Source organism: Streptomyces sp. NPDC030862 (genome assembly GCF_055571835.1).
Map to the genome: position 1 here is coordinate 346,959 of NZ_JBVIEN010000004.1, position 26,496 is coordinate 373,454.

General features: G+C 70.7%; 25 protein-coding genes and 1 pseudogene. 14 read left to right on the forward strand and 12 right to left on the reverse strand.

Going from position 1 to position 26,496, the window contains the following annotated elements; translation table 11 throughout:
* Positions 1-29: 29 nt before the first annotated feature.
* The 6 genes and pseudogenes from ACZ42X_RS13375 (at position 30) to ACZ42X_RS13400 (ending at position 4,591) form a co-directional block, all read left to right on the forward strand.
* The gene (locus ACZ42X_RS13375; protein ID WP_468288213.1) at positions 30-971 is read left to right on the forward strand and encodes an NAD-dependent epimerase/dehydratase family protein; all 942 of its coding nucleotides are present in this window, start codon (positions 30-32) and stop codon (positions 969-971) included.
* A gap of 176 nt (positions 972-1,147) precedes the next feature.
* Positions 1,148-1,684 (forward strand): annotated as a pseudogene (locus tag ACZ42X_RS13380) (ATP-binding cassette domain-containing protein); the annotation flags it as partial.
* Positions 1,685-1,832: 148 nt separating this feature from the next.
* Positions 1,833-2,411 (forward strand): SUKH-4 family immunity protein, encoded by a 579-nt coding sequence (locus tag ACZ42X_RS13385; protein ID WP_468288216.1) that lies wholly within the window; start codon positions 1,833-1,835, stop codon positions 2,409-2,411.
* A gap of 30 nt (positions 2,412-2,441) precedes the next feature.
* Complete coding sequence (locus tag ACZ42X_RS13390) at positions 2,442-2,840, forward strand: hypothetical protein (protein WP_468288219.1); 399 nt, start codon at positions 2,442-2,444, stop codon at positions 2,838-2,840.
* A gap of 251 nt (positions 2,841-3,091) precedes the next feature.
* The gene (locus ACZ42X_RS13395) at positions 3,092-4,228 is read left to right on the forward strand and encodes a phospholipase D-like domain-containing protein (protein WP_468288770.1); all 1,137 of its coding nucleotides are present in this window, start codon (positions 3,092-3,094) and stop codon (positions 4,226-4,228) included.
* Between the two features lie 120 nt (positions 4,229-4,348).
* Positions 4,349-4,591, forward strand: a complete 243-nt coding sequence (locus ACZ42X_RS13400) for a DUF6411 family protein (protein WP_361416723.1) — start codon at positions 4,349-4,351, stop codon at positions 4,589-4,591.
* 68 nt (positions 4,592-4,659) lie between these two features.
* On the opposite strand, the gene ACZ42X_RS13405 is transcribed toward ACZ42X_RS13400, so the two are convergent.
* The 7 genes from ACZ42X_RS13405 to ACZ42X_RS13435 form a co-directional block, all read right to left on the reverse strand.
* Entirely contained in the window at positions 4,660-5,316 is a 657-nt protein-coding gene (locus ACZ42X_RS13405; RefSeq protein WP_468288222.1) for a hypothetical protein, read from the reverse strand.
* Between the two features lie 248 nt (positions 5,317-5,564).
* Positions 5,565-6,764, reverse strand: coding sequence for a TerD family protein (locus ACZ42X_RS13410; RefSeq protein ID WP_468288225.1), 1,200 nt, complete (start codon positions 6,762-6,764; stop codon positions 5,565-5,567).
* A gap of 189 nt (positions 6,765-6,953) precedes the next feature.
* Positions 6,954-7,919 carry a MerR family transcriptional regulator gene (locus ACZ42X_RS13415; RefSeq protein WP_468288227.1) on the reverse strand — a complete coding sequence of 322 codons (966 nt, stop codon included), beginning with the start codon at positions 7,917-7,919 and terminating at the stop codon, positions 6,954-6,956.
* A gap of 488 nt (positions 7,920-8,407) precedes the next feature.
* On the reverse strand, positions 8,408-8,836 hold the full coding sequence (locus ACZ42X_RS13420) for a phosphatase PAP2 family protein (protein WP_468288230.1): 429 nt from the start codon (positions 8,834-8,836) through the stop codon (positions 8,408-8,410).
* Between the two features lie 527 nt (positions 8,837-9,363).
* Entirely contained in the window at positions 9,364-9,951 is a 588-nt protein-coding gene (locus tag ACZ42X_RS13425; protein ID WP_468288233.1) for a hypothetical protein, read from the reverse strand.
* Between the two features lie 263 nt (positions 9,952-10,214).
* Positions 10,215-10,592, reverse strand: coding sequence for a peptidase inhibitor family I36 protein (locus tag ACZ42X_RS13430; RefSeq protein ID WP_468288236.1), 378 nt, complete (start codon positions 10,590-10,592; stop codon positions 10,215-10,217).
* Positions 10,589-11,239 carry a hypothetical protein gene (locus ACZ42X_RS13435; protein ID WP_468288239.1) on the reverse strand — a complete coding sequence of 217 codons (651 nt, stop codon included), beginning with the start codon at positions 11,237-11,239 and terminating at the stop codon, positions 10,589-10,591. The genes ACZ42X_RS13430 and ACZ42X_RS13435 overlap by 4 nt, the downstream gene beginning before the upstream one ends.
* Positions 11,240-12,448: 1,209 nt before the next feature.
* Between ACZ42X_RS13435 and ACZ42X_RS13440 the strand changes: the two genes are divergently transcribed.
* A complete protein-coding gene (locus tag ACZ42X_RS13440) occupies positions 12,449-13,093 on the forward strand; it encodes a LysE family translocator (protein WP_468288242.1) in 645 nt (214 codons plus the stop codon).
* Positions 13,094-13,294: 201 nt separating this feature from the next.
* Here the strand turns inward: ACZ42X_RS13440 and folE are convergent, their stop codons facing one another.
* Both folE and ACZ42X_RS13450 read right to left on the reverse strand, forming a co-directional pair.
* A complete protein-coding gene (gene folE / locus ACZ42X_RS13445) occupies positions 13,295-13,981 on the reverse strand; it encodes a GTP cyclohydrolase I FolE (protein WP_468288245.1) in 687 nt (228 codons plus the stop codon).
* A 76-nt stretch (positions 13,982-14,057) separates the two neighbouring features.
* Positions 14,058-14,762, reverse strand: coding sequence for a helix-turn-helix transcriptional regulator (locus ACZ42X_RS13450; protein WP_468288773.1), 705 nt, complete (start codon positions 14,760-14,762; stop codon positions 14,058-14,060).
* A gap of 83 nt (positions 14,763-14,845) precedes the next feature.
* Between ACZ42X_RS13450 and ACZ42X_RS13455 the strand changes: the two genes are divergently transcribed.
* The 3 genes from ACZ42X_RS13455 to ACZ42X_RS13465 all read left to right on the forward strand — a co-directional run bounded on the left by ACZ42X_RS13455 (position 14,846) and on the right by ACZ42X_RS13465 (position 17,942).
* Positions 14,846-15,283 carry a hypothetical protein gene (locus ACZ42X_RS13455; protein ID WP_468288248.1) on the forward strand — a complete coding sequence of 146 codons (438 nt, stop codon included), beginning with the start codon at positions 14,846-14,848 and terminating at the stop codon, positions 15,281-15,283.
* Positions 15,284-15,603: 320 nt separating this feature from the next.
* Complete coding sequence (locus tag ACZ42X_RS13460) at positions 15,604-17,463, forward strand: glycoside hydrolase family 15 protein (RefSeq protein ID WP_468288251.1); 1,860 nt, start codon at positions 15,604-15,606, stop codon at positions 17,461-17,463.
* Complete coding sequence (locus ACZ42X_RS13465; protein WP_468288254.1) at positions 17,460-17,942, forward strand: hypothetical protein; 483 nt, start codon at positions 17,460-17,462, stop codon at positions 17,940-17,942. The genes ACZ42X_RS13460 and ACZ42X_RS13465 overlap by 4 nt, the downstream gene beginning before the upstream one ends.
* Before the next feature lie 8 nt (positions 17,943-17,950).
* On the opposite strand, the gene ACZ42X_RS13470 is transcribed toward ACZ42X_RS13465, so the two are convergent.
* Entirely contained in the window at positions 17,951-19,369 is a 1,419-nt protein-coding gene (locus ACZ42X_RS13470) for an aminotransferase-like domain-containing protein (protein ID WP_468288256.1), read from the reverse strand.
* On the opposite strand from ACZ42X_RS13470, the gene ACZ42X_RS13475 reads away from it, so the two are divergent.
* Positions 19,368-20,606 (forward strand): aminotransferase class V-fold PLP-dependent enzyme, encoded by a 1,239-nt coding sequence (locus tag ACZ42X_RS13475; protein ID WP_468288259.1) that lies wholly within the window; start codon positions 19,368-19,370, stop codon positions 20,604-20,606. The two genes, ACZ42X_RS13470 and ACZ42X_RS13475, sit on opposite strands and share 2 nt — an antisense overlap.
* Positions 20,603-21,919: an MFS transporter gene (locus ACZ42X_RS13480; RefSeq protein ID WP_468288262.1), complete on the forward strand. Its 1,317-nt coding sequence runs from the start codon at positions 20,603-20,605 to the stop codon at positions 21,917-21,919. The genes ACZ42X_RS13475 and ACZ42X_RS13480 overlap by 4 nt, the downstream gene beginning before the upstream one ends.
* Positions 21,920-22,034: 115 nt before the next feature.
* Here ACZ42X_RS13480 and ACZ42X_RS13485 read toward each other — a convergent pair whose 3' ends face one another.
* Entirely contained in the window at positions 22,035-23,261 is a 1,227-nt protein-coding gene (locus ACZ42X_RS13485) for an MFS transporter (RefSeq protein ID WP_468288265.1), read from the reverse strand.
* A gap of 71 nt (positions 23,262-23,332) precedes the next feature.
* Positions 23,333-23,926: a malonic semialdehyde reductase gene (locus ACZ42X_RS13490; protein WP_468288267.1), complete on the reverse strand. Its 594-nt coding sequence runs from the start codon at positions 23,924-23,926 to the stop codon at positions 23,333-23,335.
* A gap of 115 nt (positions 23,927-24,041) precedes the next feature.
* On the opposite strand from ACZ42X_RS13490, the gene ACZ42X_RS13495 reads away from it, so the two are divergent.
* Positions 24,042-24,548, forward strand: a complete 507-nt coding sequence (locus ACZ42X_RS13495; protein ID WP_468288269.1) for a MarR family winged helix-turn-helix transcriptional regulator — start codon at positions 24,042-24,044, stop codon at positions 24,546-24,548.
* Between the two features lie 288 nt (positions 24,549-24,836).
* Entirely contained in the window at positions 24,837-26,471 is a 1,635-nt protein-coding gene (locus tag ACZ42X_RS13500) for a Shedu anti-phage system protein SduA domain-containing protein (protein ID WP_468288272.1), read from the forward strand.
* Positions 26,472-26,496 lie beyond the last annotated feature (25 nt).

Here is a 26,496-nt window from a genome sequence, read left to right on the forward strand (position 1 = left end):
TCGGAAGTTCTTTCGCTTAGTGTTCGAGGGTGAGTCTTCATGTCGTCATAGGATTCGGGCCCGCTGGGGCCGCCACCGCCCGGCTGCTGGCCGAACAGGGCCATGAGGTAAGGGTGGTGACCAGGTCGGGCCGCCCGGCGGAGCCCGGGATCGAGCACCTCGCGTGGGACGCGGCGGACGGCGGGCGACTGACCGAGGCGGCGCGGGGCGCCGCCGCGATCCACAACTGTGCCGGGCCGCCCTACCACCGCTGGGCGAGCGAATGGCCGCCGCTCGCCGCCGCGGCCTGTGCGGCGGCCGAGGCGACCGGGGCCGTCCTCGTCATGCTGGGCAACCTCTACGGCTACGGCCCGGTGGACGGCCCCCTGACGGAGCAGCTGCCGCTCGCGGCGACCGGCCCCAAGGGGCGGCTGCGCGCCGCGCTGTGGGAGGAGGCGCGGGCCCTGCACGAGCAGGGGCGCATCAGGGCGGTCGAGGTGCGGCCCTCGGACTTCTTCGGCCCCGGCGTCACCGACGGCGGCCACCTGGCCGCCCGCGTCATGCCGCGGCTGCTGCGCGGCAAGCCGGTCGCCGCCCTCGGCGACCCGGACGCCCCGCACAGCTGGAGCTACATCCCCGATGTGGCCAGGGCCATGGTGGAGGTCGCGGGCGACGAACGGGCCTGGGGACGCGCCTGGCACGTCCCGACGCAGCCCGCCCTGTCCGTCCGGCAGATGGTCGACCGCCTCGCCGCCGAGGCGGGCACGGGACCGGTCGCGGTGCGCAGGTTGTCGCCGGCCCTGCTGGCGGTCGCGTCGGTCTTCTCCCCGCTGATCCGCGAAGTGAAGGAGATCCGCTACCAGTTCGACCGCCCGTTCGTGGCCGACGCGAGCGCGTACGAAGCCGCGTTCACGGTACGGGCCACCCCCCTCGACGAACAGGTCAAGGCGACGGTGGCCTGGTGGCGCGAGCGACTGGCCGCCACGGGGTGACGGACGGGGCCGCGGGCGGCGCGAGGAATGACGACGGCCGAAGTGGAGGCCGTCCTTCCGGGGCGCCGCCGGATGCCGCCGGGTTCACCCCGCACTGAACCTACGAGGGAGCGGTGAGGAGGTGGCCGAGCTCGCCTGAACGGCGAACCCCCTCCACGGCGAGCCGCCCGCCTCCACGGCGGATCGCCGCACCGGACCTGATGGCACGGTTCGCCATCGTCTTCCAGGACGTCCACCTCTTCGACGGCACCATCGAGGACAACGTCCGCCTCGGCCGCCCCGACGCCACCGCGGCCGAGGTGCGGGCGGCGGCGGGCGCCGCGCGACTCGACGAGGTGGTCGCACGCCTGCCCGACGGGTGGGCGACCCCCGTCGGCGAGGGCGGCGCGCGCCTGTCGGACGGCGAGCGCCAGCGGGTCTTGATCGCCCGGGCGCTGCTGAAGGACGCGCCGATCGTGCTGCTGGACGAGGTCACCTCCGCCCTGGACCCCGTCAACGAGGCGGCCGTCCACGCCGGCATCGAGCGGCTGACGGCGGGCCGGACCGTGGTGATGGTGGCTCACCGGATGGGTACCGTGCACCACGCCGACCGCATCGTCTTCCTCGACGCCGGCCGGATCGTCGAGGAGGGCACCCACGACGAACTGCTGCGCCTCGGCGGCCGCTACGCCGGGTTCTGGCACCTCTCGCCGGTTCCGGCGACCGGCGCATGAGCCGCGGGGCTGCGGACCGTCAAGCGCCGCCGCGAGGCGTACGTCGGCCCGCCCCCGGGCCGCGCCCAGGGCCGTCACCGCCGCCATGGCGCCGAGACGACCTCCTCCGGTCGTGTGAGACGCTCTGCCGGAGGAGGAGAAGCACGTCATGCTGGTGGATGTCACGCCCGGGCAACTGATCGCCACGTTCGGGATAACGCGTGTCACGTACTTCCCGCGCCCACGCGCCGGAACGCTCCACGCCGCTACCGCGGAGTTCCTGGCGAACGTCGGTCTGCCGTCCATCGATGCGGACAACGCGTTCTCGTCGAGGGACGACCTGGACGACGCGGCGCGGCTGACCTGCACGCCCAGCCTGCGCGCCGCGCTGGAGCATCGCGATGGTCTCTGTCCTCCCGAGGCCTGCGGATGGGAGGTTCTGGGCACGTTCCACTACTCTCTGGTCGCGCTCGACCCCACCGACGGGAAGGTGTACGCCTTTCCTGAGGGCGAGGACTACGTGCCCTTCCACGCGGACGTCTCCTCGCTCGCGCAATCCCTGATCCTCCTGGAAGGGACGAAGAAGGAGTGCAAGGGGCTGCCCACAGACGAAGCCGGTTATCAGGCGCGTATGGATGCCGTCGACCGGCTCAAGAGGTGCATCGCCCACTACGACGAAACCCCCCTGGGTCCCGACAGCCCTTGGTCGGCTCTGCTCGACGAGATGGCTCTCGGCATGTGGGGGTGAACACACCACCGAGGGAAGAAGATGCGTCAAGTGACCCCCCTGGGAGTCTTCGGCCGGATCGCCGGCCAGTCGGCCTTCTCCCAGGTGGCGAAGGAGCTCGCGGAAGGCGGCGGAGCGATCCCGGAGGACGAGCGCGGGGCGATCGGCGCGTACCTGAGGAACGCTCCCGTGATCATCGCCCTCATGGGCTACACGGAGGACGTCCTGGAAGGACGGTTCACCGTCACCGGCGGCTCCGCCATCCTGAGCGACGGCACCTGGTTCTGGCGGCGCGACGCGGCGGAGTACGTCGAGACGTACGGCACAAGCCTCCCGCAGGGCTTCCTCCGGAGCGGCCGCGCGACACGGTGGAACCCGGCCCGTCTGACGAGCGACGAAGTCCTGGACGTCGACGACTACTTCATGTGGCTGCGCTCGCGGCGCGTGTGAGCGTGTGCCCGGGACCAGCCCCACAGGAGCGATGGTCGCCGATTGTTCTGCCGCGTTTGCCCGGGGCCGCGAGGTGTCAGGCGTCGTAGGTGGGTGTGTACAGTCGGCTCGCCCCGGCGGCAGCCGGACGAGCGGGGCAGCCCCTTTTCCGACCGGCAGGTGAAGCCATGACGAGCGTGAGCAGCGGGCCGGAGCTGTCAGCCGAGGCCACGGTGCCGTCGGCCTTGCCGGTGTCCGAACGTAAGCAGCGGATGCGGCGGCGCCTGGAGCGGCTGATCGGCATCGCCGCCACCGAGGGCAACGCTCTGGTGCCGCTGCGCAACGGGGATGAGATCTTCACAGCGATGCTGGACGGCATCCGCGGCGCCGAGCACACCGTGGACATGATGACGTTCGTGTACTGGCGCGGGGAGATAGCCCGTGAGTTCGCCCGGGCGCTGGCCGACCGGGCCCGTAACGGGGTACGGGTACGACTGCTGCTGGACGGCTTCGGCAGCCGCCTCATCGAACAGGACCTGCTGGACCTGATGGAGGACGCCGGGGCCGAAGTGTCCTGGTTCCGCAAGCCCCTGTACCTCTCCCCGCTCAAACAGAATCACCGCTGCCACCGCAAGGTGCTGGTCGTCGACGAGCACACGGCGTTCACCGGCGGGGTGGGCATCGCCGAGGAGTGGTGCGGCGATGCCCGCAACGAGAACGAGTGGCGCGACACCCACGTCCAGGTACGCGGTCCCGCGGTGGACGGCATCGCCGCCGCCTTCGCCCAGAACTGGGCCGAATGCCACGACACCCTCTTCGACGACCGGGACCGCTTCACCAGCCATACGCCGCACGGGGACGCGGTGGTGCAGGTCGTGCGCGGTTCGGCCAGCCTGGGCTGGCAGGACATGCAGACCCTCATCCGGGTCATGCTCGAATCCGCCGAGCAACGCTTCCGCGTGGCCACCGCCTACTTCGCACCCGACGCCTACTTCATCGACCTGCTGTGCGCTGCCGCCCGGCGCGGCGTCGAGGTGGAGATCCTTCTTCCCGGGCCTCATACCGACAAGCGGGTCTGCCAGCTGGCCGGCCAGCACCACTACGAGGACCTGCTCGACTGCGGAGTGAAGATCTACCAGTACCAGCCGACGATGATGCACGCCAAGGTCATCACCGTCGACCAGGTCGCCGCGCTGGTGGGTTCCACCAACTTCAACCGACGCTCCCTCGACCACGACGAAGAGGTCATGCTCGCCGTCCTCGACGAGGAGTTCACCGCCACCCTGGACCGGCACTTCGACGAAGACCTCCTGGCCAGCGAACGCATCGAGAAGGGCCGCTGGACACGCCGCTCCACCACCCAACGGCTGCGCGAGGCCGCCGTCGCCCCGATCCGCCGGTTCCTGTAGGACGCGCGGGGCAGGGCCACCGGTGAGGGGTCCCGGTGCGGCTGCAGCGGGACTGGGCGCACCGTACATAGGGACGCTGCGTCGGGGCAGACGACTCTCACCCGTCCAAAGGAGCCCCTCATGATCGTGGTCGCCGTCATCGCCGTATGTGTGGTCCTGGCCGTGCTGGCCTTCTTCGTCCCGCGCATCTCCCGCCACCCCGAACGCGGCACCCAGCGTTCCCTCGGTGCCGGCGCTCGCGCCGGAGGGAAGGCGCCCGGCGTTTTGGGCCGGCTCCTGAGCAAGCCCTTCCACACCAGTTCGCGCGCCGTGGGCCGCAGCGGCTCAGCCGGCCGCCGGGCCCGCGGTCGCATGCCTTTCTGATCAGGTGCTGGTGCCTCGCGTGCCGCCGGTGGAGGCGTGGGACAGCGGCACTCACTTAGCGGTAGGCCCTAGCCGAGCGGCACACTCAGGAACTTCGCCGGAGCCAGCTCAAGGAACTTCGACATCGCGGCGGTGAGCCGCGCCTCCTCGGGCCCACCGGGCTCGCCCGCCAAGCTGCGGAACGTCAGTTCCAGAGCCCGGTCGCCGTCGCGCACCAGAAGGGTGGTGATCCGGGCCTGCTGTCCGACCGGACCGGCGAGCATCGTACGCATCAATGCCTCGTCACCGAACCTCTGCTCCACCTTGAGCGGCTCGCTCGGATCATCGGCCGGATCCACCACCTGGACGGTGATCTCCTGCTCGCCGATGTTCATCGTCCAGGCGGCGCACTGGGCGTACACCTGCCGCATGTCGGCCATCCAGGCCACGGCCGCCCCTGCCGCCCGCTCCGAGACCCCCTCGTCGACGACGATCGAGGAGTCGGCGTTCATGAACGAGGTCCTGACCTCTCCCGCGGCCTTGTCGTTGAACGCCCTGTTCAGCAGGGCCGTGAGTTCCGGGGTCGGGCCGGTCATCGGCGGCGGGTCCTCGTCGGACGAGGGCGACGCCAGCTCGGTGAAGTCGTCGAGGCCCGCGGCGTCCAGATCCGCTGCCGTGACCAGGAGCCGCTCAAGGTCCCCGGGCCGCGCGCTCGGCGCCGACTGCGAACCGTCAAATGCGCTCACGAAGTTGCCTTTCTTCCAGCGGTAGATGGCATGTGGCAGGCGCCACCGTAACCCGCAACGGCACCAAGATGATCAAGGATTCCGCGCAATGCCGAAAGCTGCGGTGCCGGTGCCGGTGCCGGCGTGACGTCGGTCCGCTCGCTGCGTCGAAGGACGGCGGGCGGCCTCCGTCGCTGCCTCGTCGGGCAGTTCACGGCGGCGTATCACGACACCTTGATCCACCACGCGAGATCACTTGAAGGCGTCGTCTAGGAATTCAGCTCCTTCGCGGTGAGCGTCCAAGGACCCAGGGCGTAGTGGTCCATCACCACTGGGCCGTCCATGACGGGGACCGTCTGCCGAAGCGCCCCGGAGTCGTGGAGCAGCCGAGCCGGATCGAGCCGCATCCGGTAGTGGCCGGCAACCTCGTGTGCCGCGACGCTGACGAGGCCACCGCGATGGCCCGGACCCCCGGCGAAGTCCACTCTCAAGTCGACCCCCTTGCCTGGATGGATGAGGATCTCGGGTCCGTAACCGTGAAGGACCCCCTCCAGCCGGCGGGCAGCGGCCATCGGCTTCACCCGTACGATCCACCGGTTCTCGGCGACGACCCGGAACCGCAGGGGGCGGTCCTTGGGCGCGTGGACGACGCGGCTGCCCCGCAGGTCGGGCAACGATACGGCGAAGACGTACTCCTCGTCCTTGTTGCGTTCGTCGAGCGGACAGAGGGCGAAGTACCCCTCGCCCTCATGCGCGACCTCGACGAGGACCGGACCGGACGGCAGCCCGGCGCCGACCGTGACCACCTGGTTGCCCTGCCCCTCGGCGGTGAACGGCTCGAAGACCGGGCCGAACTCCCATCCCTCGACCAACCGATACGGCCGCTCCGGCGGCGGATAGAGTCCCGGCACGTACGCCCCCTCCTCGGGCGGAACCTGACCAGGCATCTTCACCACACCGGTCAGCGGCACCGGCCCCGACAGGATCGCCGGCCGGTCCGCGTCGGCCACCTCGATGCCGTACGACGTGATGAGCCCCGCGAGCCCGGAGCCGTAGCCCTGCCCGAGCCCCTCGAACTTCCAGCCGTCCGCCTCCCGGAAGAAGGCGCCGAGGGCGACCGCCGACACCTCTGCTTCCTCCGCCACCGTGTACGTGACGATGTCTGCTCCGTCCGGCGCGACGGCCTTGAGCGTGGGGATCGCCCTGAAGGCGCTGTGCCGGGTCCAGCCGGCTACCACGATCCGTTCTACCTCCGGCTCGACCCCGTTCAGATCCAGGGCGAGCCCGGCCGGGCCGAGCCGGACCGCGCCCGACGGGTGCGCGGGCTGACCGTGGAAGACCAGATCCGCATCACCGCGGACCCGGCCGGAGGAGTCCAGCAGCAACGCCGCCGTCTCCGCGTCGGCTGTGCCGATGCGCAGAACGACCGACGGCACCCAGTGACCGGTGGTCTTCGTTATGTGCTCCATGCGGCTCATCATGCGCCATGGATCACCAGGCCGTCGGTCGACCTCGACGACTGCCTGCACGAACTGCACCGCGTACGGCGAGGCATGCTCCTCACGCCGCAACTGCCCTACCGGAGCGCATGCACAACTGGTCTGGCTGAGGCGGCCGTTACGGCTGCCATGGGCCGGGTACGGCTTCGATCGATGCGGTCATGCGTCGCGATGGTTGCGGAACCACTGCGTCACTTCGTCGGCGTGGGTGTCCGGCGGGAAGACCGGGTAGAAGACGTGCTCGATGGTGGCACCGCGCAGTACGAGGGTCATGCGCCGGTACAACGTCTGTCCGTCGGCCTCGAACGTCGGGAGCTTCAGCGCGTCTGCGAGCGTGAGTCGGGGGTCGGAGAGCATGGGGTAGGGCAGATGCAGGCGGTCCACGAGCGCCTGCTGGTAGTCGGCCCGGTCCGAGGACAGGGCAAGGACGCGATCGACGCCCTCGGCGCGCAGCGCATCCAGGTTGTCGCGGAAGTTGCACGCCTCCTGGCTGCATCCGCGGGCGCCCGGGATGTCGTTCCACCCCTCCGGGATGTCGGCGGCCGGGTCTCCGGTCAGCGGGTAGAGGAAGAGCACCCAGCGGCCTTCGGAGACCGTGTCCAGGCGTATGCGGCTGCCGTCCGTGCCGGTGAACGACAGAGCGGGGAGCGTAAGGCCCGGAAGGTGGGCGGCGGCGCCGTCGTCCACCGGGGCCGGCAGACCGGAGGGCAGGGGGTCGGCCTTGGGCAGCATCTTGTCGGGCTCCTTCAGTGGTTGGGTGATGGAGGGGAAACCTCGCCGGGCCGCCGCGTCCCGGCGGCGGATCAGCTCTTCCCGGCTGTGGGCCAGCCGGGCGACGAGAAGGTCGAGCGCCTCGATCTTCTGCTGGTAGGCGGCCAGGGACTCCGCGCAGTGGTCGCCCTCCTCGTGGCCCGCGCGCAGGCAGGCGAGAAACGGCTTGGTCTCCATGGGAGTGAGGCCGAGCGCCCCAAGGCTGCGGATCTCCTCCGCCAGCCGGACGTCCTCCGCGGTGTAGTCGCGGTAGCCGTTGGCCGCACGGCCGGGGTGGAGCAGACCGCAATCCTCGTAATAGCGAAGCGCCTTGATCGTCACGCCGGCGGCCACGGCCGCCTCACCTGCACGCATGTGCACCTCCTCGTCGGAACAGAACGCTAAACCCGGCCCTTGGGGGACGGGTCAAGTGGCGAGGCACGGAAGCCCGCGCTCGCGCAGGTCGGCGTCATCCCCAGGCCGCCGCGCGGAACCCGTCCGGCAGCGTGCAGGCACGGGCCCGACGCGAGGCCGAGGAGGAGCGCGCCGAGGCCCAGCCGTTCAGCTACCCCCACCCGGAGCGGCGCTCCAACGTCCGGGCGACCCGGCACATCACTCGTGAGCAGGCGGACGCCGACAGCGTCCCGGGTGTCCCCGGCGGCTACGGCACCAGCGGGGGCGGCCAGCCGAGCCGATCAGCAGCGGCGCCGACGAGGCCGACCCCGACCAGCACTGATCCGACGAGCGGGGAGAGGCGCCGGGACCAGGGTGCGCCAGCCGTCCAGCCGTCCAGCCGTGCAGCCGTGCAGCCGTGCAGCCGTCCCGATGGTGGGTAGCGCGCACGCGCTCGGCGGCGCTGTCCGTCATCCGGTCAGACGCCCACGGGCCTTCCGGGTGGCGTGGCGCAGCAGGAGGCGGGGCGATCGACGTACCAGCAAGCCCGCCGCCAGGCCGATGGCGGCGCCCCCGGCGACATCGCTGGGGTAGTGGGCGCCGGAATGCACCCGCTCCACGGCCACGATGGCGGCCGGTATCGCGCAGACCGACGCCGCCCCGGGCCAGACGCCCGCAACCGCCACCGTGAAGCCCACGGCCGCCGCGGTGTGCCCGGAGGGGAAGGAGGAACTGTCCGGCCGATCCCGCACCGCATCGCGAGGGACGAGGTCCTCGGGCGGGCGGCGGCGGTCGTACAGCGGCTTGCACACGGCGTTGGAGACCAGCTCCGCCACCCCCATGCCGATGATCCCCGCCGCCGCGGCCGTCCGGCCCCGGCCGCCACCGACGGCGGACATGACCGCTGCCGCGGCCCACCACAACTTCGTATGCTCGGCCGCGGTTCGCGCTTTCGGCAGGACCCGGCGCGCCAAAGGCGACGTCCAATGCACCGCACGCCGCGTGAGGCGCCGGTCGAGTTCTCCCCACTCCGTCACGTCGGCCATGATCGCCTGTTTCCCGCTCGGGGCGCGCGCACACCCGACGTGCACGGACACATGGCGGTGGCGGTGACCGCGCTGACGTGGAAGGTACCGCTATCCCTCGCCGCTGTCCGGGCCCCTCTATGGCCCTGCTTCGCCACCGCACACGCAGGGGGACGCGGCGCCGATGGCGTGCCGCGGTGTCGTGACCCGTTCCGCTTCTGCAACCGCCGGGCTTGTCCCCGTGCTCCTCACGACCGGAGGCGGGCACCGCGGCACACAGGCCGTGTTCCCTCGCACCACCCACTCAAACGGGAGACCGCTCGTACGAGCGAGAGAGTGCTCAGAACGGCGGCGGCCACGGTGACGCCTCGGTGGCAGGGCTCCGGCCTGAAAGGGGCGGGCTAGAAGGGCGGCTGCCAGTCACCCCAATGCGTCCCGTGGCCAGGCGGGGGCCAAGTTTCCGGTTGACCCGCATAGGGCCACAGGCGGCCCACCCATTCGCATTCAGGGATTGCGCCTTCCCAGTCGTCGGTGCACCGATCGGCCCAACTCCGGCCCACCATGATCGGCCGGGTCGCCACGCCGCCGGGGACCTCCTGCACCCGCACCACCAGGCCAAGCCCGTTCACTCCCGGGTTTCCCCGCGGACCATAGGAAACATCGGCCACCCCGCACCTGTCGGCGTGCAAGAGGAACTCCTCCAGGTCGGCTGGAACGCAAGCCGTCAACTCCCTCCCCCACAGCGTCACCTGCGGTCCGTGAACCGCCTCGACCGCAACGCAGAACAACCGGCCGTCGATGAAGTAGCCGTACACGGCAGGCTCTTCACGACCCGCGCCGAACTCCACACCGAGGATCTCCCGCGATGAGGGGTCAGCCTGGAACCGACGCAGCTCGGACATGCCCGGCAGCACCGCGGCGACCTCGGTCACGCCCATGCCGAAGCACAGTGGCCCGACGCTTTCCAGGGGCATGAGCTCCCAGCCCAACCGCGCCGGCTCCTTTATGGCACCCCGACGTTCTCCTGCCGTCATCTCTCCGCCCGTCTCCGTCCAACACCGAGCCGCGACGGACACCGGTGTTCACCGTCACCCGGCATTACACCCATCTCAAGATCCTTCACGGAAGGCCCGATGGCGCCCCTTTGCCGGTCACGGCATGAGCCCGGTCTCGCGGCGGGAGGGCCGGGCCGACCGTGAGCGCCCGTGGGCCTGCCGCAGTACGGCAGACCCACGGGCGGTGCGGTCGGGTCTCAGCAGCCGTGGGCCCACCGGTGGGAGTCGCCGCGGTCGTTGGCCACGCCGTTCCAGTGGACCTCCTGGCCGGGTGCGAGGCAGATGGTCATGCCGCCGCCCTGCCAAGCGTCCTCGTAGACCTGCACGAAGGCCGGGACCCCCGGTCCCACGATGCCGTGGTTGGCCCAGGAGGAGTCGGCGTCGGCGATGTGGCCCTCCCACCAGCCGTCGTCACCGTGCCAGTTCGCCCGCTGGCCCTGGTAGTCGGCGTGTTCCCAGGCGCAGAAGTGGCCGGACGGGCAGTCGGCCGCGCCGGCCGGAGCGGCGGCGGCGAGGCTGCCGGTGAGGACGAGGAAGGCCGCGGCGGCGGAGGTGAGCAGCCTGCTGAGGGTCATGAGGGTGCGTTGCCTTTCCGTAGGGGGGTGGGGCGGTCGGCCAAGAGGCCGGCCGCGCGCCGCACTGCGCGGTCGCGCAGGCGGTCGTAGGTGGTGATGTCGTCGCGGTGCGCGGCGCGGACCTGTGCGAGCCGGGCCGGCTCCAGCCGCTCCCGCAGCGACTCGAGGCCGCTGGCGCGGACGCACGAGGTGTCATGGTCGGCGCAGGCGGCCCGGCGGGCGAGAGCGACCCGGTAGGCGGGGTCCTCGCGGAGTAGCGCCTGTGCCTCGGGGCGCAGGTTGTTGACGGTGACCTGAGCGTGGAACCAGCGTTCCTGGTCGCCGTAGAGGTGGCGGTGCGCTTCGGCCAGGCAGCCGTCGGTGTGGGCACGGACGGTGTAACCGGTGGCCAGCGTGATCGACAGCTCGGCAGGCCCGGTCCCGAACAGCACCTCTTGCCGTGGGGGCGGCCCGGCGGCGCCGCGAGCCTGCAGGCACTGGTTCACGAGGAGCTGCTCGGCGGTCGCGATCAGGTCACTGCGGCCCTGCTCCGAGGCAGGCAGTGCCGGTTCCGGCCGTGCCGTACAGGCCCCGGCGAGCAGCACCGTCAGCGTGGCGGCCACCACGGTCCGGCCCATGGCCCGCACCGAGGAAGCGTTGATCGTCACACCGCTTCAAACGATCACGCGGTGCCGAGGGCACGGCAGGTGCCCGGTGGAGCACGGACGTGGTGCGGCCAACTCGCCGACCTCGCCGACCTCGCCTCCCGGCCGGTAAGGCTGGAGCAGTGGCTTGGCCACGAGGCCCTCCGCGCCCAGGATTCGGTCGAGCGTCATCGAGCACGGTGCCCACGGCGGCCCGAGGGCGGTGGCTTCGGCGAACAGCGACTCGGGCCGATGGCGCCGGCGCTCGTACGGCCACGGCGTCAGATCGGTCCCGGAAGGTGGCGTACGTCGAACGCGACGACCTGAGCCGGGGCTACGCGGATCTCCTCGGCCACGGGACAGCTCGGCTTTCCACTCCGACGGCGGAAGCGGCTCTGTGAGGTGCTGCATGGCAGGCAGGCGTTGATTGAGGTCACCTGGTGGAGAGCCCTCCTCGACGGCGCCGGCGGGTCGCGCGGAAGCCGCACGTTCGCCGCCGGACGCGTCGTCCCCGGCAGGTCTACATGTCTCAGCTGGGCTCGCAGCCCTGAGGGTCAGTAGCTACGCCATCGATCCTGGTGCCCCATGCCCAGTTGGGGTCCCGGTCGCCGACCCAGATGCGCCGGTGGTAGCAGTGGCCTCCGGCGTGATCGATCGCATAGACGACCATGTCCGAGTTGGACTCGAAAGACCGCGCCCTGTCATGCAGGAAACCCGGTACATCCGCATAGCCCGACGGGCGGTAACACCATGATGCGCCTCGGTACCCGGGCTCCGTGTGGAAGCAGACCTCGCCGGCCGCGGCCTGCGCCGTCGGCGCTGCAACCAGCGGCACGGACACGGCCAGAGCGGCAGTGAACACTGCCACGGTGATGGAATGACGCATGAGTGAGCTCCCAAGGGTCGAGACAGCCAGACCATGATCCCAAGAAGTGCCGCCATAAAGGGCCCAAAGTCACCCTTAGAACGCATATCTCACCACTCCTTGGCCTCCGGAACTCCGCCCGGTTCGCGTAGCCACGCGCCGATAAGGCTCCCCGGATTCGCCGCAGGAGGAGCGGCGGCCGCAGTCGTCGATGCGATCGGCCGGCTGGAGTCAGGGGGCACGGAGACGCCGAACGGCAGGGCCGTATCCTGATGCAGGCGATGCCGATGCATCGCAGCCGCCCGTCGGAGCCGGGCGCCGCCCCACTTCGGGTGCCGGGTACCCGGCGAACGGACAGGAGTTGACCGGTGATCAGTCTGGCCGCAGTGGGGGGAGTGGCCCTGGTCGAACTGGGCATGGCCCTGACTCCGGGGCCGAACATGATCCACCTCGCCTCTCGCGCGATCACCCAAGGCCGCAGGGCGGGCCTGGTCAGCCTGAGCGGGACCGCCGTGGGATTCCTGTGCTACCTCCTGGCCGCGGCCGCGGGCCTGTCCGCGTTGTTCGCTGCAGTGCCGCTGGCGTTCACGGTGGTCAAGCTCGCCGGGGCCGCCTACCTGGCCTATATGGCCTGGGAGATGCTCAAGCCCGGTGGCCGCTCGCCCTTCGCCCCCGCCCAGGACCTGCCTCCGGTCTCTGACGCCCGCCTGTTCTCGATGGGGCTCCTGACCAACCTGCTCAACCCCAAGATCGCTCTCCTGTACGCCGCTCTTCTGCCCCAGTTCATGGAGCCGCAGGCGGGCCCGGACTGGGCGCAACTGCTCCAGCTCGGCGGTGTGCAGATCGTCGTGGGGCTCTCCGTGAACGCGGTGATCATGCTGGGCGCAGCACGGGTGTCGGGGTTTCTGGCCGCTCGGCCCCGCGTGATGACCGCTCAGCGGTTCGCATCGGGCGGCTTGCTCGGATTCTTCGCGCTGCGCACCGCCCTGTCCCGTACGCCTGTCTCGGCCTGAGCCATGCCCGCGCACCTGTACTGCCGGTCCTGCTGGGATCAGCCGAACACGTCGCGGAGATCGCCGACGCGGTCGTGAGTGATCTGGCTGTTCACGCCGAACCGGAGCTGATCGTCGCCGACGCAGCCGACGCAGCCGACGCAGCCGACGGCGCCGAAGCCGATCGCCAGAGTGAACCGTTGAGCGCGATATGGCGACCTGTCAGGCGGTCAGGCCGGTCAGCGAGAGGAATTCGGCGCGGGAGCGGGCGTCGTGGCGGAGTGTGCCGAGGAGGGTGGAGGTGAGGGTGCTGGAGCCGGTGGCCTGGACCCCGCGCAGGGTCATGCAGGTGTGTTCGGCTTCGATCACGACGCCGACGCCTTTTGGTTCGAGCTGAGTCTGGAGCCAGTCGGCGACCTGCTTGGTCAGGCGTTCTTGAACCTGTGGGCGGCAGGCGAAGTGTTCGACGACACGGGCGAGTTTGGACAGGCCGAGGATGCGGTGGCCGGGCAGGTAGCCGACGTGGGCGGTGCCGACGACGGGCAGCATGTGGTGCTCGCACACCGAGCGCACAGGGATGCCGCGCGCCAGGACCAGCTCGTCGTAACCCTCGTCGTTGGGGAAGGTCGTCAGGTCGAAGGGGCGCGGGCTGAACAGTTCGGCGTAGGCGCGGGCCATGCGGCCGGGCGTGTTGTGAAGGCTCTCGGTACCGGTGTCGATGCCGAGCGCATCGAGGAACTGGGCGGCGGCGCGTTCGGCTGCGGCCAGATCGACGCCGCCGGTGTCGTGGACGACGCGCAGCGGGGTGACAGAGGGCGTCGTGCTCTGGGGCGCGGGTATGGCGGCGAAGCTGGGGGAGAGGCCGGCCTCATCCACTGCCCTGTCCGGGGCCGGTGTGGCGAAGTCCATGACGTACTCCTCGTAGGTCGGCAAGGTCCTGCGGGCGGCAGGTGACGGCAAGTGGCGGCGGCAAGTGGCGGCGGTTTCAGGGGCGCCGCTCCCGCGTGGGCGGTGGGGAAGCCGGCTGCAGGCGGACGCAGCAGTGGCCGGGGCTGGGTTCCAGGTACGCCTGGAGCCCTTCTTCGTCGAGTCTCTCGAGCACACCGCGCAGCAGGTGGAGGTTCATGCCGCACACGGTCTGGGTGTGGTCGCGGGCGAGCGCGTGGAAGGGGCAGTTGCCCAGGACGATGGCGTCACCGTCGTGGCGGGGCTCGAACCCGTTGCCTTCCAGCAGGTCGAAGACTCCCGCCTGCTTCTGTGCGGCGAGCTGTCTGCCCAGCTCGTGTGCCTTGCGGTGCAGGACGGTCCGCACCGGTTCGCCCGTCGCCTCGGATTCCTCCAGGGCCTGGGCGAGGAGCCGCCCGGCGAGTTCGTAGTGCCGCTCCGGCAGGGTGACGCTGACCTGCTTGCCGGAGCGCTTGTACAGCTTGGCCGGTCGGCCGGCTCCCGGGCCGGTGCGTCCGCTGCGCCGCTCATAGACGACGTCGAGGAGTGATTCCTCGGCCAAGCGGTCCAGGTGGAAGGCCGCGGTCGGCCGGGCCAGGCCGAGGGCTTCGGCGGCTTCGTCGCGGCTGACCGGTCCCGGCTGGCGCACGACGTGGTCGTAGAGCCTCCTGCGGGTCGGCTCGTCGAGCGCGGCGACGGCGGAGACGTCGGCGCTGGGTGCTTCTTTCGGGTCGTCCACGAACACCAGTGTAAAACACACGGCCATTGACTAAAGAAGGTCCGCGGACTTCTATTGCTAGTAAGAGTTCTCGATAGAAGGAGGGCGTCATGTCGTCCCCGACCACCACCGACACGTCCGTCACCCCGCGGCGGGCCGCGCTGACGGACCCCGGCTACCAGGCGTTCGTCATCCTGCGCAGCGGCTTCACCGTGGCGCCGATCCTGTTCGGGCTGGACAAGTTCACGAACCTGCTCGTGGACTGGCCCGTCTACCTCGCGCCGTGGATCAACGACGTCGTCCCGGGCAGCGCCCAGGCGGCGATGTACGCCGTAGGCGTCATCGAGATCGTGGCCGGCCTCGCCGTCGCCCTGGTCCCGCGCTTCGGGGGCTGGCTGGTCGCCGGATGGCTCGCGGGCATCATCGTCAACCTGCTGACCATCCCCGGGCACTACGACATCGCGCTGCGCGACTTCGGCCTCCTGCTCGGCGCGGTGGCCCTGGCCCGGCTCGCCCAGCGCTACCACGGCAAGCGGCCGTCGCACTGACGGCAGCCGGCAGCCAGCAGCTGGCAGCCAGCGGCTGCAGAAGGCGGACAGGCGGGTGGGCGGGTGAGCCCCTCTGTCGTCCCACCCGCCATGGCCTGCCGCGGCAGCCGCGACAAGCTGCAGCCGCCGTCGGCACAGGTGCCCCGGAGAGCGCGTAGCGGCATCGCCCGAAAGGAGAAGGCCATGAGCGAGAATCTGGACCGGCTGGCCGCCGAAGGGGTCCCGCCGCTCGGACCAGGATCGGGGTGAGGCAGCCGCACCCTAGAGTCATGGAGCGTGCGGAGCGGGCGGGTAAGCAGCCCACGGAGGAAAGTCGTGTCATGGGAAGCATCAGTGGTCGGGCGGTAACAGGAACCGCCCCGGACCCGTCGGTGAGGTGCGTGCGCCGGGCCGGTTACGCTCCGCTGCGGGAGTACGCGGTGATCGGTGACGGCCGCACAGCCGCTCTGGTCGCCCGGGATGGGGCGGTGGACTGGCTGGGCCTGCCCGACCTGGATTCGCCCGCGGTGTTCGGCGCCGTACTGGACGCCGTCCGCGGCGGCCGGTTCACGCTCGCACCCTCTGTGCCCTACCGGACCGAGCGCCGCTACGTACCCGGCACCAACGTCCTGGAGACGACCTTCGTCACCGCCTACGGCACGGTGCGGGTCACCGACGCACTCACCCTCCACGACGACACGGCTCTCACCCCGATGCGGGAGCTTCTGCGACGCGTGGACGGCTTGTCCGGGTCCGTGCCCTTGGCCTGGAGCGTGCAGCCCCGCTTCGGCTACGGCACGCGCCGCACCCGGCTCGCCCGGCGCGACGGTGTCCTGGTGGCGACAGTCGGACGAGACGCACTTGCGGTCTGTGCCTGGGAGGCGGGCGAGCCCGTGTGCGACGGGGATGCCGTCAGCGGCCGCTTCGAGCTCGCCGCGGGCCGACGTGCACTGCTCGCGATGCCCTTCGCTCATCAGGAGCCCGTCGTCCTGCCCGCCCGCTCGGAGTGCGAGGCGCGCCTGGAGGCCACGTGTACGGCTTGGCAGAGCTGGGCGCACGACCGCCTGTACACCGGGCGGTGGCAACAGGCGGTGATGCGCAGCCTTCTGGTGCTGAAGCTGCTGGTCTACGCCCCTTCCGGGGCGGTCGCGGCGGCAGTGACGACCTCGCTGCCGGAGGAGATCGGCGGCGCCCGCAACTGGGACTACCGCTTCTCCTGGGTGCGCGATGCCGCCTTCACCCTGGCCGCCTTCCTGCGGCTCGGCTGCCCGGCGGAGGCACACGCCTACTTCTGGTGGCTGATGCACGCCTCCCAGCTCACGCACCCGGCCCTGAACGTGCTGTACCGGCTGGACGGCGGCCACCGCACCACGGAGAAGACCCTGCCCTGGGAGGGCTACCGCGGCTCGGGGCCCGTCCGTGTCGGCAATGCCGCCGTGGGCCAGGTCCAGCTGGATACGTACGGCGAGCTGATGCAAACCGCCTGGCTCTACGCGCAGGCCACGGGAGGGCTGGATGCGGACGTCGCACGCCGCCTGGCGGAGCTCGCCGACCTCGTCTGCACCGCCTGGCGGCAGCCGGATGCGGGCATCTGGGAGGTCCGCAGCACGCCCCGGCACTTCACCCAGTCGAAGATGATGTGCTGGGTGGCACTCGACCGCGCCGCCGACCTCGCCGAACGCGGCCTGGTCCCCGACCGGCATCTGCCCCGCTGGCATGGCGCACGCGACGCGATCGCCGCGTTCATCGAGACCCGCTGCTTCTCGCACCGCCGCAACTGCTACGTTCGCGCCGCCGACGGAGACGACCTGGACGCCGCCGTCCTGCTGGGCCACCTCTACGGATACGGCGGCGACCATCACCGCATGCGGGCCACGATCACCACTCTGGCCGGCCGGTTGGGGCACGGACCGTACGTCGACCGGTACGCGGGGGAAGACGGACTCGCGGGCGGCGAAGGCGCCTTCCTCGCCTGCTCCTTCTGGCTCGCCGAAGCCCTCGCCCGTACCGGCCGCCTCCCGCAGGCCATCGACCTCATGGACGAGCTGACCGGCCTCGCCAACGACGTCGGCCTCTACAGCGAGGAAATCGACCCCGCCACCGGCGACTTCCTGGGAAACCTGCCCCAGGGCCTCAGCCACCTGGCACTGATCAGCGCCGCCTGCGCCATCACCGACGCGAGCAAGGACACGGCACGGTGAACGCGTGGGGAACCGCAGCAGGCGCCTTCGTCGGCACCCTCGCGCTGACGACCGCACTGCGCGCCGCCAGCGAACTGCGCTTGACCCGCATGGACTTGCCGTTCCTCCTCGGCACGGCCGTGACCGTCAACCGCACCCGCGCCAAGGCCATCGGCTACCTGATGCACTTCCTCAACGGCCAGGTCTTCGCCTTCGTCTACTTCGCCGTCTTCGTGGCCATCGACCGGACAGGCTGGTGGCTCGGTGCCCTGTTCGGGCTCGCCCACGGCCTGTTCGCCGGCACCGCACTGGTCAACATCCTGCTGCCCCTCGTCCACCCGCGCATGGGCAGCCCGCTGACCAGTGCCCCACAGACAGCGCTGCTGGAACCGCCGGGCTTTCTGATGCTCAACTACGGACCGAGCACGCCCCTGGTCACCGTCTTCGCCCACATCGGCTACGGCGCGATCGTCGGAGGCTTCACCTCACTGGACGCCTGACGGGCACCTCACCGCCCAGGGCCGACATCCGCAAGCGCGGCTCCCAGCCGGCGTGCACCCTCGGTCAGTTCGGCGTGATCGGCCGTCGCGGCGAACCCGATACGCAGGTGAGCCGCCGGCGGCTCGGTGGCGAAGTAGCGACTGCCGGCGCTCACGGCGACGCCGCGTTGCCGGGCGGCGCCCGTGAGGACCGTGTCGTCCACGCCCGACGGCAGGCGAACCCACAGGTGCAGTCCGCCCGTAGGCAAGCCGGCCAAGGTGGCGCCGGGTACCTCCTGTGCGACCGCCGCGGCCAGCACGGCGCTCCGCTCCCGCAGGGCCGTACCGAGAGCGCGGACGTGCCGGTCCCAGGAGGGGGAGCTGAGCACTTCCAGCGCGGCTTCCTGGAGCGGGCGCGTGACGAAGAAGTCGTCGACCAGGCGCACCGCCCGCATGCGCTCCATGACCGGCCCGCGGGCCACCAGCGCCCCGATCCGCAGGCTCGGTGCGGCGGGCTTGGTGAGGGAGGTGACGTGGACGACCGTGCCGTCGCGGTCGTCGGCGACCAGCGGCCGCGGCACGGCGCCGCCGTGCCCCAGGTGCCGTGCGAAGTCGTCCTCGAGCACGAACGCGCCCGAGGCGCGCGCCACATCGAGGATCTGGCGGCGCCGTTCGGGCGCGAGCACGGTGCCGGTCGGGTTCTGGTAGGTCGGCTGGCAGTACAGCAGTCGCGCGCCCGTCATCGCGAACGCGTCGGCCAGCATGTCGGGCCGCAGTCCGTCGGCGTCGAGCGGTACCGGAACGGGCCGCAGCCCCGCGGCGCGAGCGGCGGCCAGGGCCCGGGGATAGGTGGGGGACTCGACCAGGACCGGGCTGCCGGGCCCGGCGATGGCCCGGAATGCGATCGACAGGGCGCTCTGCCCGCCGGCGGTGACCAGCACGTCCTCCGGCGCCACGCTGCCGCCGATGATCCGGGCGAACACGGTGCGCAGCGCCATCAGGCCGCCGGCCGGGGCGCGGTCCCAGGCGTCCGGGCGGCGTGCCGCTCGCGCCAGCGCCGCGCTCAGGGCCCGGGTGGGCTGGAGCGAGCGGTGCACGTAGCCGCCGTCCATCGTGATCGTCCCGGCCGGCGGCGGACCGAGCGGGTCGGCGATCAGGTGGGTGTCGACGGCGCGGTCGGTGAGGGCGACCGTCTGCCAGGACGTGTCGGTGGCACCGGCTCCGTCGTGGAGCCGGGTGCGCTGCGCCACGTACGTCCCGCTGCCGGGACGGGTCACCACCATGCCCTCAGCGGCCAGCGCGGCGATGGCCCGCGCCACGGTCGCAGGACCGACCCGGTACTCCTTGGTCAGCTCCCTGCTGCTCGGCAGCCGGTCGCCGGGCGACAGCCGGGAGAGCAGCGCGCGGAGGCTGTCGGCCAACTCGCCAGAAGTGCTACTGTCGTTCATGAGAGATAACAGTAGCGCTTTCGGTCCTGGTCGGGAAGCACTTCGGCTGGACGTCGCCGCCCTGCGGGCCGACACCCCGGGGTGCCGCCAGGTCATCCACTTCAACAACGCGGGCTGCGGACTGCTGGCGGCCCCGGTGCTCGACGCGATGGTCGGCCATCTGAACCTCGAGGCACGGATCGGTGGTTACGAGGCCTCGGCCGCCCAGGCCGCCGAAGTCCGCGCGTTCTACACGGAGATCGCCGCCCTCATCAACACCACGCCCGACAACATCGCCTTCGCGGGCAGCGCCACCCACGCCTACGCCAACGCCCTGTCGTCGATCCCGTTCGAAGCCGACGACGTCATCCTCACCACTCGCGACGACTTCGTCTCCAACCAGATCGCCTTCCTGTCCCTGCGCAAGCGATTCGGCGTACGCATCGTCCACGCGCCCAACACCGCCGAGGGCGGGGTCGACGTGGAGGCGATGGCCGCGCTGATGCGGACCCACCGCCCCCGCCTGGTGTCCGCCACCCATGTCCCCACCAACTCGGGCCTCGTCTCGCCCGTCGCGGAGATCGGCCGCCACTGCCGGGAGCTGGACCTGCTCTACCTCGTCGACGCCTGCCAGTCGGTGGGCCAGTTCGTCATCGACGTGGAGGAGATCGGCTGCGACCTCCTCACCGCCACCTGCCGCAAGTTCCTCCGCGGCCCACGCGGCTCCGGATTCCTGTACGTATCCGATCGCGTCCTGCGTGCCGGCTACGAACCGCTGTTCATCGACATGCACGGGGCCCGCTGGACCGAACCGGGCGGCTACGAGCCCGTAGCGACGGCGGCCCGGTTCGAGGAGTGGGAGTTCCCGTACGCCACGGTGCTCGGCAGCGCTGCCGCCGCGCGCTATGCCCGCACGGTCGGCATCGAGGCCGTCGAGCAGCGCACCCCGGCGCTCGCGGCCCGGCTCCGCGACCGGCTCGCACCGATCCCGGGGGTGCGTGTGCTCGACCGCGGCCCGCGCCTCGCCGCGCTCGTCACCTTCGAGGTAGCGGGCTGGCAGCCGCAGCCGTTCAAGGCGGCCATGGACGCCCGAGGCATCAACTCGGCGCTCAGCTTCCGCGAGTTCGCACAGTTCGACTTCGGGGACAAGGACGTCGACTGGTGCCTGCGCCTGTCGCCGCACTACTACAACACCGAGGAGGAGGTGGACCACGTGGCGGACGCGGTCGCGGACCTCGCCGGCCAAGGACGGCGATGACCGCCACACAGACACGCACCGAGGAGCCGTCTACGGGGAGCCTCTGGCGCAACGGCGACTTCCTCAAGTTCTGGCTCGGCGAGACCCTCTCGCTCCTCGGCACGCAGGTCACGAACCTCGCGCTGCCGCTCACCGCCATCATCGCGTTCAACGCCACCGACGAGCAGGTCGGCATCCTGCGGTTCCTGCAGCTCGTCCCGTACCTCGGGCTTGCCCTGGTGTTCGGGGTGTGGGTGGACCGGGCCCGACGGCGGCGGATCATGCTCGGCGCCAACCTCGTCCGGATGATCCTGCTGGCTCTCGTCCCCGTCCTGTACTGGACGGACGTGCTCAGCATGGGATCGCTGCTGGTGATCGCCTGCGCAGTCGGCGTCGCCTCGGTCCTGTTCGACGTGAGCTGGATGTCGTACGTACCCACCCTGGTACGCGACCCCAAGCACTATGTGGAAGCCGGCGCGAAGATGGGGATGAGCTCATCGGCGGCCGATGTGGCAGGGCCCGGGCTCGCGGGCGTCCTGGTCGGTGCCCTGGCTGCGCCCGTGGCGCTGATCGTCGACGCCTTCTCCTATCTGGCGTCCCTGATCTCGCTGCTGCTCATCCGCACGCCCGAGCCCCGTCCCGCACCGCCCGCGGCAAGACGGCACCTGCCCACCGAACTCCGGGACGGCCTGCGCCTGGTACTGAAGAACCCGGTCCTGCGGTCGCTGGCCCTGATCGGGTTCTGCTGCAACCTCTCCATGATCTCCGTATGGACGATCTTCCTGCTCTACGGAACCCGCGATCTGCACCTGGACTCGACGACCCTCGGCGGCATCTTCGCCACGGCCTCCGTGGGCGGCCTGATCGGCGCGGCGATCTCCCGCAGGGTCATCCGGCGCTTCCGGCTCGGTCTCGTCTACCTCGTCGCCCAGTCGGCCCTCCTCGTCGGCCCGGCGCTGATCGTGCTGGCCACCGGCCCCCGGCCGGTGATGGTGGGGATGTTCGTCCTCTCCTTCTTCAGCACCTACCTCGGGCTCGGCGTCGCCGGCGTCGTCATCGTCAGCCTGCGCCAGGCCAGTACCCCGCAGTCGATGATGGGCCGGATGACGGCGGTCTTCCGCACTTTGCTGTTCGGCGGCGGCGCACTCGGTGGCCTGTTCGCGGGCCTGCTGTCCGGCTGGATCGGCGCTCGGGGGGCATTGACCGTGGCGGCGATCGGCTCCGCCACCGTGCTGATCGCGCTCGTCCTGTCCCCGGTGAGCCGACTACGCGCCCTGCCACCGGCGCCGGAAGAACCCGTCCCGGCGGCAACGGGCGGGCAGGCCGCCGACTGAAACGGCGAACGTTGCCGGGCCCCCACCGCGAACGGTGGGGGCCCTTGCCCCCAGTGCAGTTCGGGCATGTGGTCGAAGGTCATGCCGTAGGCCGGCGGGCGCTGGGACGCTGTGTTCAGGCGTCGAGGACGACCAGGGCCGCGATCGCCGGGCCGAACGCGCCGCCGAGTTGGTAGCCCAGGTTGAACAGGCCGATCGCCGTGGAGCGTTGGGGGGCGGGCGCGGCTTGGGTGGCGAGCACCGCCAGCGTGGCCTGGCCCGCGCTCGTCGTGAACACGGCCAGCGTCGCGACGGGCAGGAGCAGCGACGGCCAGGGGGTCAGCAGCGCGGTGAGCGGCGCCAGGGCTCCGGTCGTGAGCAGGACGGCCAGGACGCGGGGGTGGCCCAGTCGGGCCGCGGCCACGGCCAGCGCCATGGAGAGCGCGGAGCCGGCGAGGAGGGCGACCAGTTGGCCGGTGCCGATCGTGGAGGTAGACCAGTCGGTGCGGTCGTGCAACAGCTGCGGAACGGTGAAGAGGAGTGTGAAGTACGAGGTCGCGAAGGTGCAGGCGAGCAGGGTGGAGAGGACGAACGTCCTGGTGCGCAGCAGGGACAGGGGGACGAAGCCGGTGGGGTTGGACCGGATGTGCAGCGCCAGCAGCGCGCCCGCCATCAGGGAGGCGGTCACCGCCGGGAGCGGGAAGCGCGGGATGAGGACGAGGGCCGTGGCCATCAGGACCAGCAGGGCGGCGCCCCGGCCGTCGAACGGGGTGCTCTGCCGTGGCGGGGCCAGGTCGGCGCGGCGGGCGACCGCCGGGAGGACGAGGAGCGCGACCGCCCCGACGGCGAGGGAGACCCGCCAGGAAGCAGTGCCCGCGATCACCGAGCCGAGCAGGGGCCCGACCGCGCCGAGCGTGCCGAAGCCCGCCGTGATCACGCCCATCCGGCGTACCGTGCCCGCCAGACTCATCGCCGCGGTGACCAGACCGGCGCCGCCCACCGCCTGTGCCGCCCGGCCGGCCATGGCCAGCGGAAGCCAGGGCGCGGCGGCGACGACCGCGGTGCCGGCCGCGACCAGGGCCGCGCTGAGCCGGAGGGTGGCGCCCAGGCCGCGGCGGCGCAGCAGTCCCGCCATCAAGGGGGTGCCGACGGCGACGGCCCAGGCGAACGCCGTGACGAGCCAGGTCGCCGTGGCGGTGCGGACGCCGAACGAATCAGCCATGTCGGGAAGGATCATGACCGGGCTGTTGGCGCTGGCGGCGAGTGGGGTGGCCAGTAACGCGAGCCACAGGGCGGGTACGGGACGTGGCCCCGGTTGCGGAGCGGTGGCGGGGAGCGGACGGGTGCGGTCGAGCAGGGACATGGCGGACTCCGCGGCAGGGGTGGGTGAGAGCGGGGGCGGGGCGGGAGGTCGATGCGTGCGCGGCGCGGGGCTCAGACGGTGGTGACGACTTCGTCGTAGGAGAGTCGCGGCGAGCGCGGGAACCAGGGGTTCTCGCCGGGGCGGCCGATGTTGACGACCATCAGGGGGGTGTGGTCGTCGTCCAGGAACTCCTTCTGTACGCCGGGGAAGTCGAAGCCGGTCATCGGCCCGGCCGCCAGGCCGGCGGCGCGCACGCCGAGGATGAAGTAGGCGGCCTGGAGCGTCGCGTTGAGCAGGGCGGCCTCCTCGCGGACCGGGCGCTCGGCGAACAGCACGTCCTTGGCCTGCGGGAAGTGCGGCAGCAGCGCGGGAAGTTCTTCGTGGAACTCGTGGTCGGCCGCGAGGATCGCGACAAGCGGGGCGGCGGCGGTCTTCTGCCGGTTGCCGTCGGCCATGTACGGAAGGAGCCGCTCGCGCGCCTCGTGCGAGCGGATCAGAACGATGCGCAGGGGAGACAGGTTGTAGGCGGTGGGGGCGTACTTGACGAGGTCGTAGATCGCCTGGACCTGTTCGTCGGTCACCGGCTCTGTGGTGAAGGTGTTGGCGGTGCGGGCCTCGCGGAAGAGGAGGTCCTGGGCGAGGGGGTGGAGGACGAGCTCGGACATGGGGTGCTCCTGTCGTTCAGCCTTGATAATCTCAACGTTGAGATAAAAGCAGCCCGACTCTCTCAACGTCAAGTGTCTTAACGTTGAGAAGGTGTCCATTGAGAGGAGTGCGGCGATGAGTGACGCCGTGGACGCGATCATCAGCCAGTGGATCAAGGAGCGCCCCGATGTGGCGCAGGATCTGTGGCCCGTGCAGCTGTTCGCCCGGATCCAGCGCCTGGCCCGGGTGGTCGAGAAGTCCGCCAAGGCCGCAGCCGCCGCTCACGGCGTGGAATACGGCGAGTTCGACGTGCTCACCACGCTCCAGCGCTCAGGCCCGCCCTACGCCCTCACCGCCGGCGCCCTCCTCAAGGCATCCATGGTGACCTCCGGCGCGATCACCAACCGCATCGACCGGATGGAAGCCAAGAACCTCGTCGAGCGGATCCGCGACGGAGCGGACCGGCGCACCGTCAAAATCCGCCTTACCGACCACGGCCACGAAGTCACCCGAGCCGCCTTCGCCGACCACCTCGCCAACTACAGCCGGCTCCTCGCCGACATGGACCGCGACCTGATCGAACGGACAGGCGACGGCCTGCGCCAGGTGCTGGAAGCCCTCGGCGACACCGACATCGAGTGACCCGAGCTCGGCCGCGACCGAGGCCGGACGGTGCGACCAGCCGGCAGACCGTGGCGGAAGGCGCCGCGGCGCGCGGACGCCCCGCTCACGGATGCAGCCCAGGTGCGGGCCGCTCCAACGACTGGGAAGCCGCCGCTTCCACTGGCCGATCCCCAACTCACACTTCGCCGCGGGCCAGGCCGCCTTGGAGAGGATCGCCACGGAAGCGCTCATCGGCGGCCTGTCAGTACCCACCGGCAGCATGGAGACGGAAGCGGAAATCAGGAGGGGCATGTGAAGTGCTGGCTCATGGTCACCGGCGACAAGTCGGCTCCCGCCGGGGCAGCACGCGACCTGGAGGCGTGGGACCCCTCCTTGTCCACGGTCACCGGTCGCGATGTCGAGGTGGGTGATCCCGTCCTCGTGTGGCGCGGTGGCCGCGGCGGCGGAGTGGTTGCGCTAGGCGAAATCGCCAGCACCAGCGTGGTTCCCCCGAGCGACTTCCTGAGTCTCGTCAGATCGCGGCGAGACGAAGACGGTTCGGTTTCAGCCCTTACGCGAGCCGTACTCAACCTTGGGAAGCTCCTGCTGGCCACGCCGATCCCGGCCGACAAACTGCGCGCAGCGGGCCTCGCACGAGTCGTGCAGCGGGCACGATCGGCCGGACGCGACCACGAACTCGCGCCTGTCGAGCTGACTGAGAAGCAGTGGCGTGAGGTACTCCAACTTGCCGAGGACGCGGAGACACCCACCAACTGGCCGGCCGCGTGGAACATCTCCCCTGGTTCTGTCGTGCGACGTGCCAAGCTGCATGAGGTCTACGGTGGCAACCCGAGGTGCACTGTCGGCTCCAGCGCGAAGACACCGAACGCACTCCTCTTTGTCGACAGCAGCCGTCCGGGTGAGCTGGCGCCGCGATGGAATGGGTCCGTGCTACTGGCTCCCGGGCAGGGGCAGTGGGGCGAAGAAATCTCGCTGGAGAATCTGGCGGTGCTCGCGCATCTGCAGCGTGGCGTACCGGTACGGCTCTTCCTGGTGCGAGGGGTTGACTGCCTGTACGTCGGCGAGTTCGGCATCGATCTCAAGCAGCCCATAGAGCGCTGGGTAGTAACGGGTAAGCGGGAACGTCAAGTTCTTGACCGTGTGTTGCGTTGGGACGTTCGGGCTCCGATTTTCCGGCTTCGCCTGCTCAATGGCGCACGTGCTCTCCTGGATGACACCGACCCGTTTCGGCAAGCTCCTCGCATGAGGATCACTCTGCACCCAACGAGTAATCAACCGGTGGCCGCAGCGATTCGCGGGCTGCTAGCCGTAATGGAGAGTGATCCCACCATCTGTGCCTCGCTGGGCAGGCTCAGCGAGGCACAGATGGTCGCAACTTTGGCTCAACGTGCTAGGCGGCAGGCAGACCTGGCCGAGCTCCGTGCAGCGGTCGACGACCCCGCTACCAGCGAGGGCGACCTGCAGAAGCTCGTGCAGCGCATGACGTGGATTTTCGGCGGCGAATTCCTGCCGGGCACCGCCCGTCGCAACCTCACTCTGAGGGACCAGCTTGACCTGACTCTGCTCCGGCCCGACGGCACTCTGCACGGCGTCGAGCTCAAGAAGGCCAATATTGACCGCCTCGTGACCGGGCAGCGCAACCACTTGATCGTGGGACATGAGATCAACAAGGCCGTGGGCCAGGCCATGAACTACCTACGGGAACTCGATGAGAAGCGCTCTCAGCTCCTGGTCGACCTGGACATCGACGCCCGCCGCGCCTCGATGACTGTGGTAATTGGGCACAGTGCGTTCGTCACCAATGGCGCCGGTCCTGCGCAGATCGACGAGACCCTGCGCACGTACAACGCCCACCTCACCCGGGTGAGCGTCACCACGTACGACCGCCTGATCGGGAACGCGCAGCGAACGCTTGACCTGACGACGGCCCCAGGCGCTTAGAGGTTGCGACAGCGATGGCAGGCTC

What these genes read in the sequence shown, in the direction of transcription:
- ACZ42X_RS13385 (WP_468288216.1), top strand. Translation starts at nt 1,833, where the DNA reads ATGCTGGTGGATGTCACGCCCGGGCAACTGATCGCCACGTTCGGGATA.
- ACZ42X_RS13395 (WP_468288770.1), top strand. Translation starts at nt 3,092, where the DNA reads ATGCGGCGGCGCCTGGAGCGGCTGATCGGCATCGCCGCCACCGAGGGC.
- ACZ42X_RS13400 (WP_361416723.1), top strand. Translation starts at nt 4,349, where the DNA reads ATGATCGTGGTCGCCGTCATCGCCGTATGTGTGGTCCTGGCCGTGCTG.
- ACZ42X_RS13410 (WP_468288225.1), bottom strand. Translation starts at nt 6,764, where the DNA reads ATGGAGCACATAACGAAGACCACCGGTCACTGGGTGCCGTCGGTCGTT.
- ACZ42X_RS13415 (WP_468288227.1), bottom strand. Translation starts at nt 7,919, where the DNA reads ATGCGTGCAGGTGAGGCGGCCGTGGCCGCCGGCGTGACGATCAAGGCG.
- ACZ42X_RS13420 (WP_468288230.1), bottom strand. Translation starts at nt 8,836, where the DNA reads ATGTCCGCCGTCGGTGGCGGCCGGGGCCGGACGGCCGCGGCGGCGGGG.
- ACZ42X_RS13430 (WP_468288236.1), bottom strand. Translation starts at nt 10,592, where the DNA reads ATGACCCTCAGCAGGCTGCTCACCTCCGCCGCCGCGGCCTTCCTCGTC.
- folE (WP_468288245.1), bottom strand. Translation starts at nt 13,981, where the DNA reads ATGGACTTCGCCACACCGGCCCCGGACAGGGCAGTGGATGAGGCCGGC.
- ACZ42X_RS13455 (WP_468288248.1), top strand. Translation starts at nt 14,846, where the DNA reads ATGTCGTCCCCGACCACCACCGACACGTCCGTCACCCCGCGGCGGGCC.
- ACZ42X_RS13460 (WP_468288251.1), top strand. Translation starts at nt 15,604, where the DNA reads ATGGGAAGCATCAGTGGTCGGGCGGTAACAGGAACCGCCCCGGACCCG.
- ACZ42X_RS13475 (WP_468288259.1), top strand. Translation starts at nt 19,368, where the DNA reads ATGAGAGATAACAGTAGCGCTTTCGGTCCTGGTCGGGAAGCACTTCGG.
- ACZ42X_RS13470 (WP_468288256.1), bottom strand. Translation starts at nt 19,369, where the DNA reads ATGAACGACAGTAGCACTTCTGGCGAGTTGGCCGACAGCCTCCGCGCG.
- ACZ42X_RS13480 (WP_468288262.1), top strand. Translation starts at nt 20,603, where the DNA reads ATGACCGCCACACAGACACGCACCGAGGAGCCGTCTACGGGGAGCCTC.
- ACZ42X_RS13485 (WP_468288265.1), bottom strand. Translation starts at nt 23,261, where the DNA reads ATGTCCCTGCTCGACCGCACCCGTCCGCTCCCCGCCACCGCTCCGCAA.
- ACZ42X_RS13490 (WP_468288267.1), bottom strand. Translation starts at nt 23,926, where the DNA reads ATGTCCGAGCTCGTCCTCCACCCCCTCGCCCAGGACCTCCTCTTCCGC.
- ACZ42X_RS13495 (WP_468288269.1), top strand. Translation starts at nt 24,042, where the DNA reads ATGAGTGACGCCGTGGACGCGATCATCAGCCAGTGGATCAAGGAGCGC.
- ACZ42X_RS13500 (WP_468288272.1), top strand. Translation starts at nt 24,837, where the DNA reads ATGGTCACCGGCGACAAGTCGGCTCCCGCCGGGGCAGCACGCGACCTG.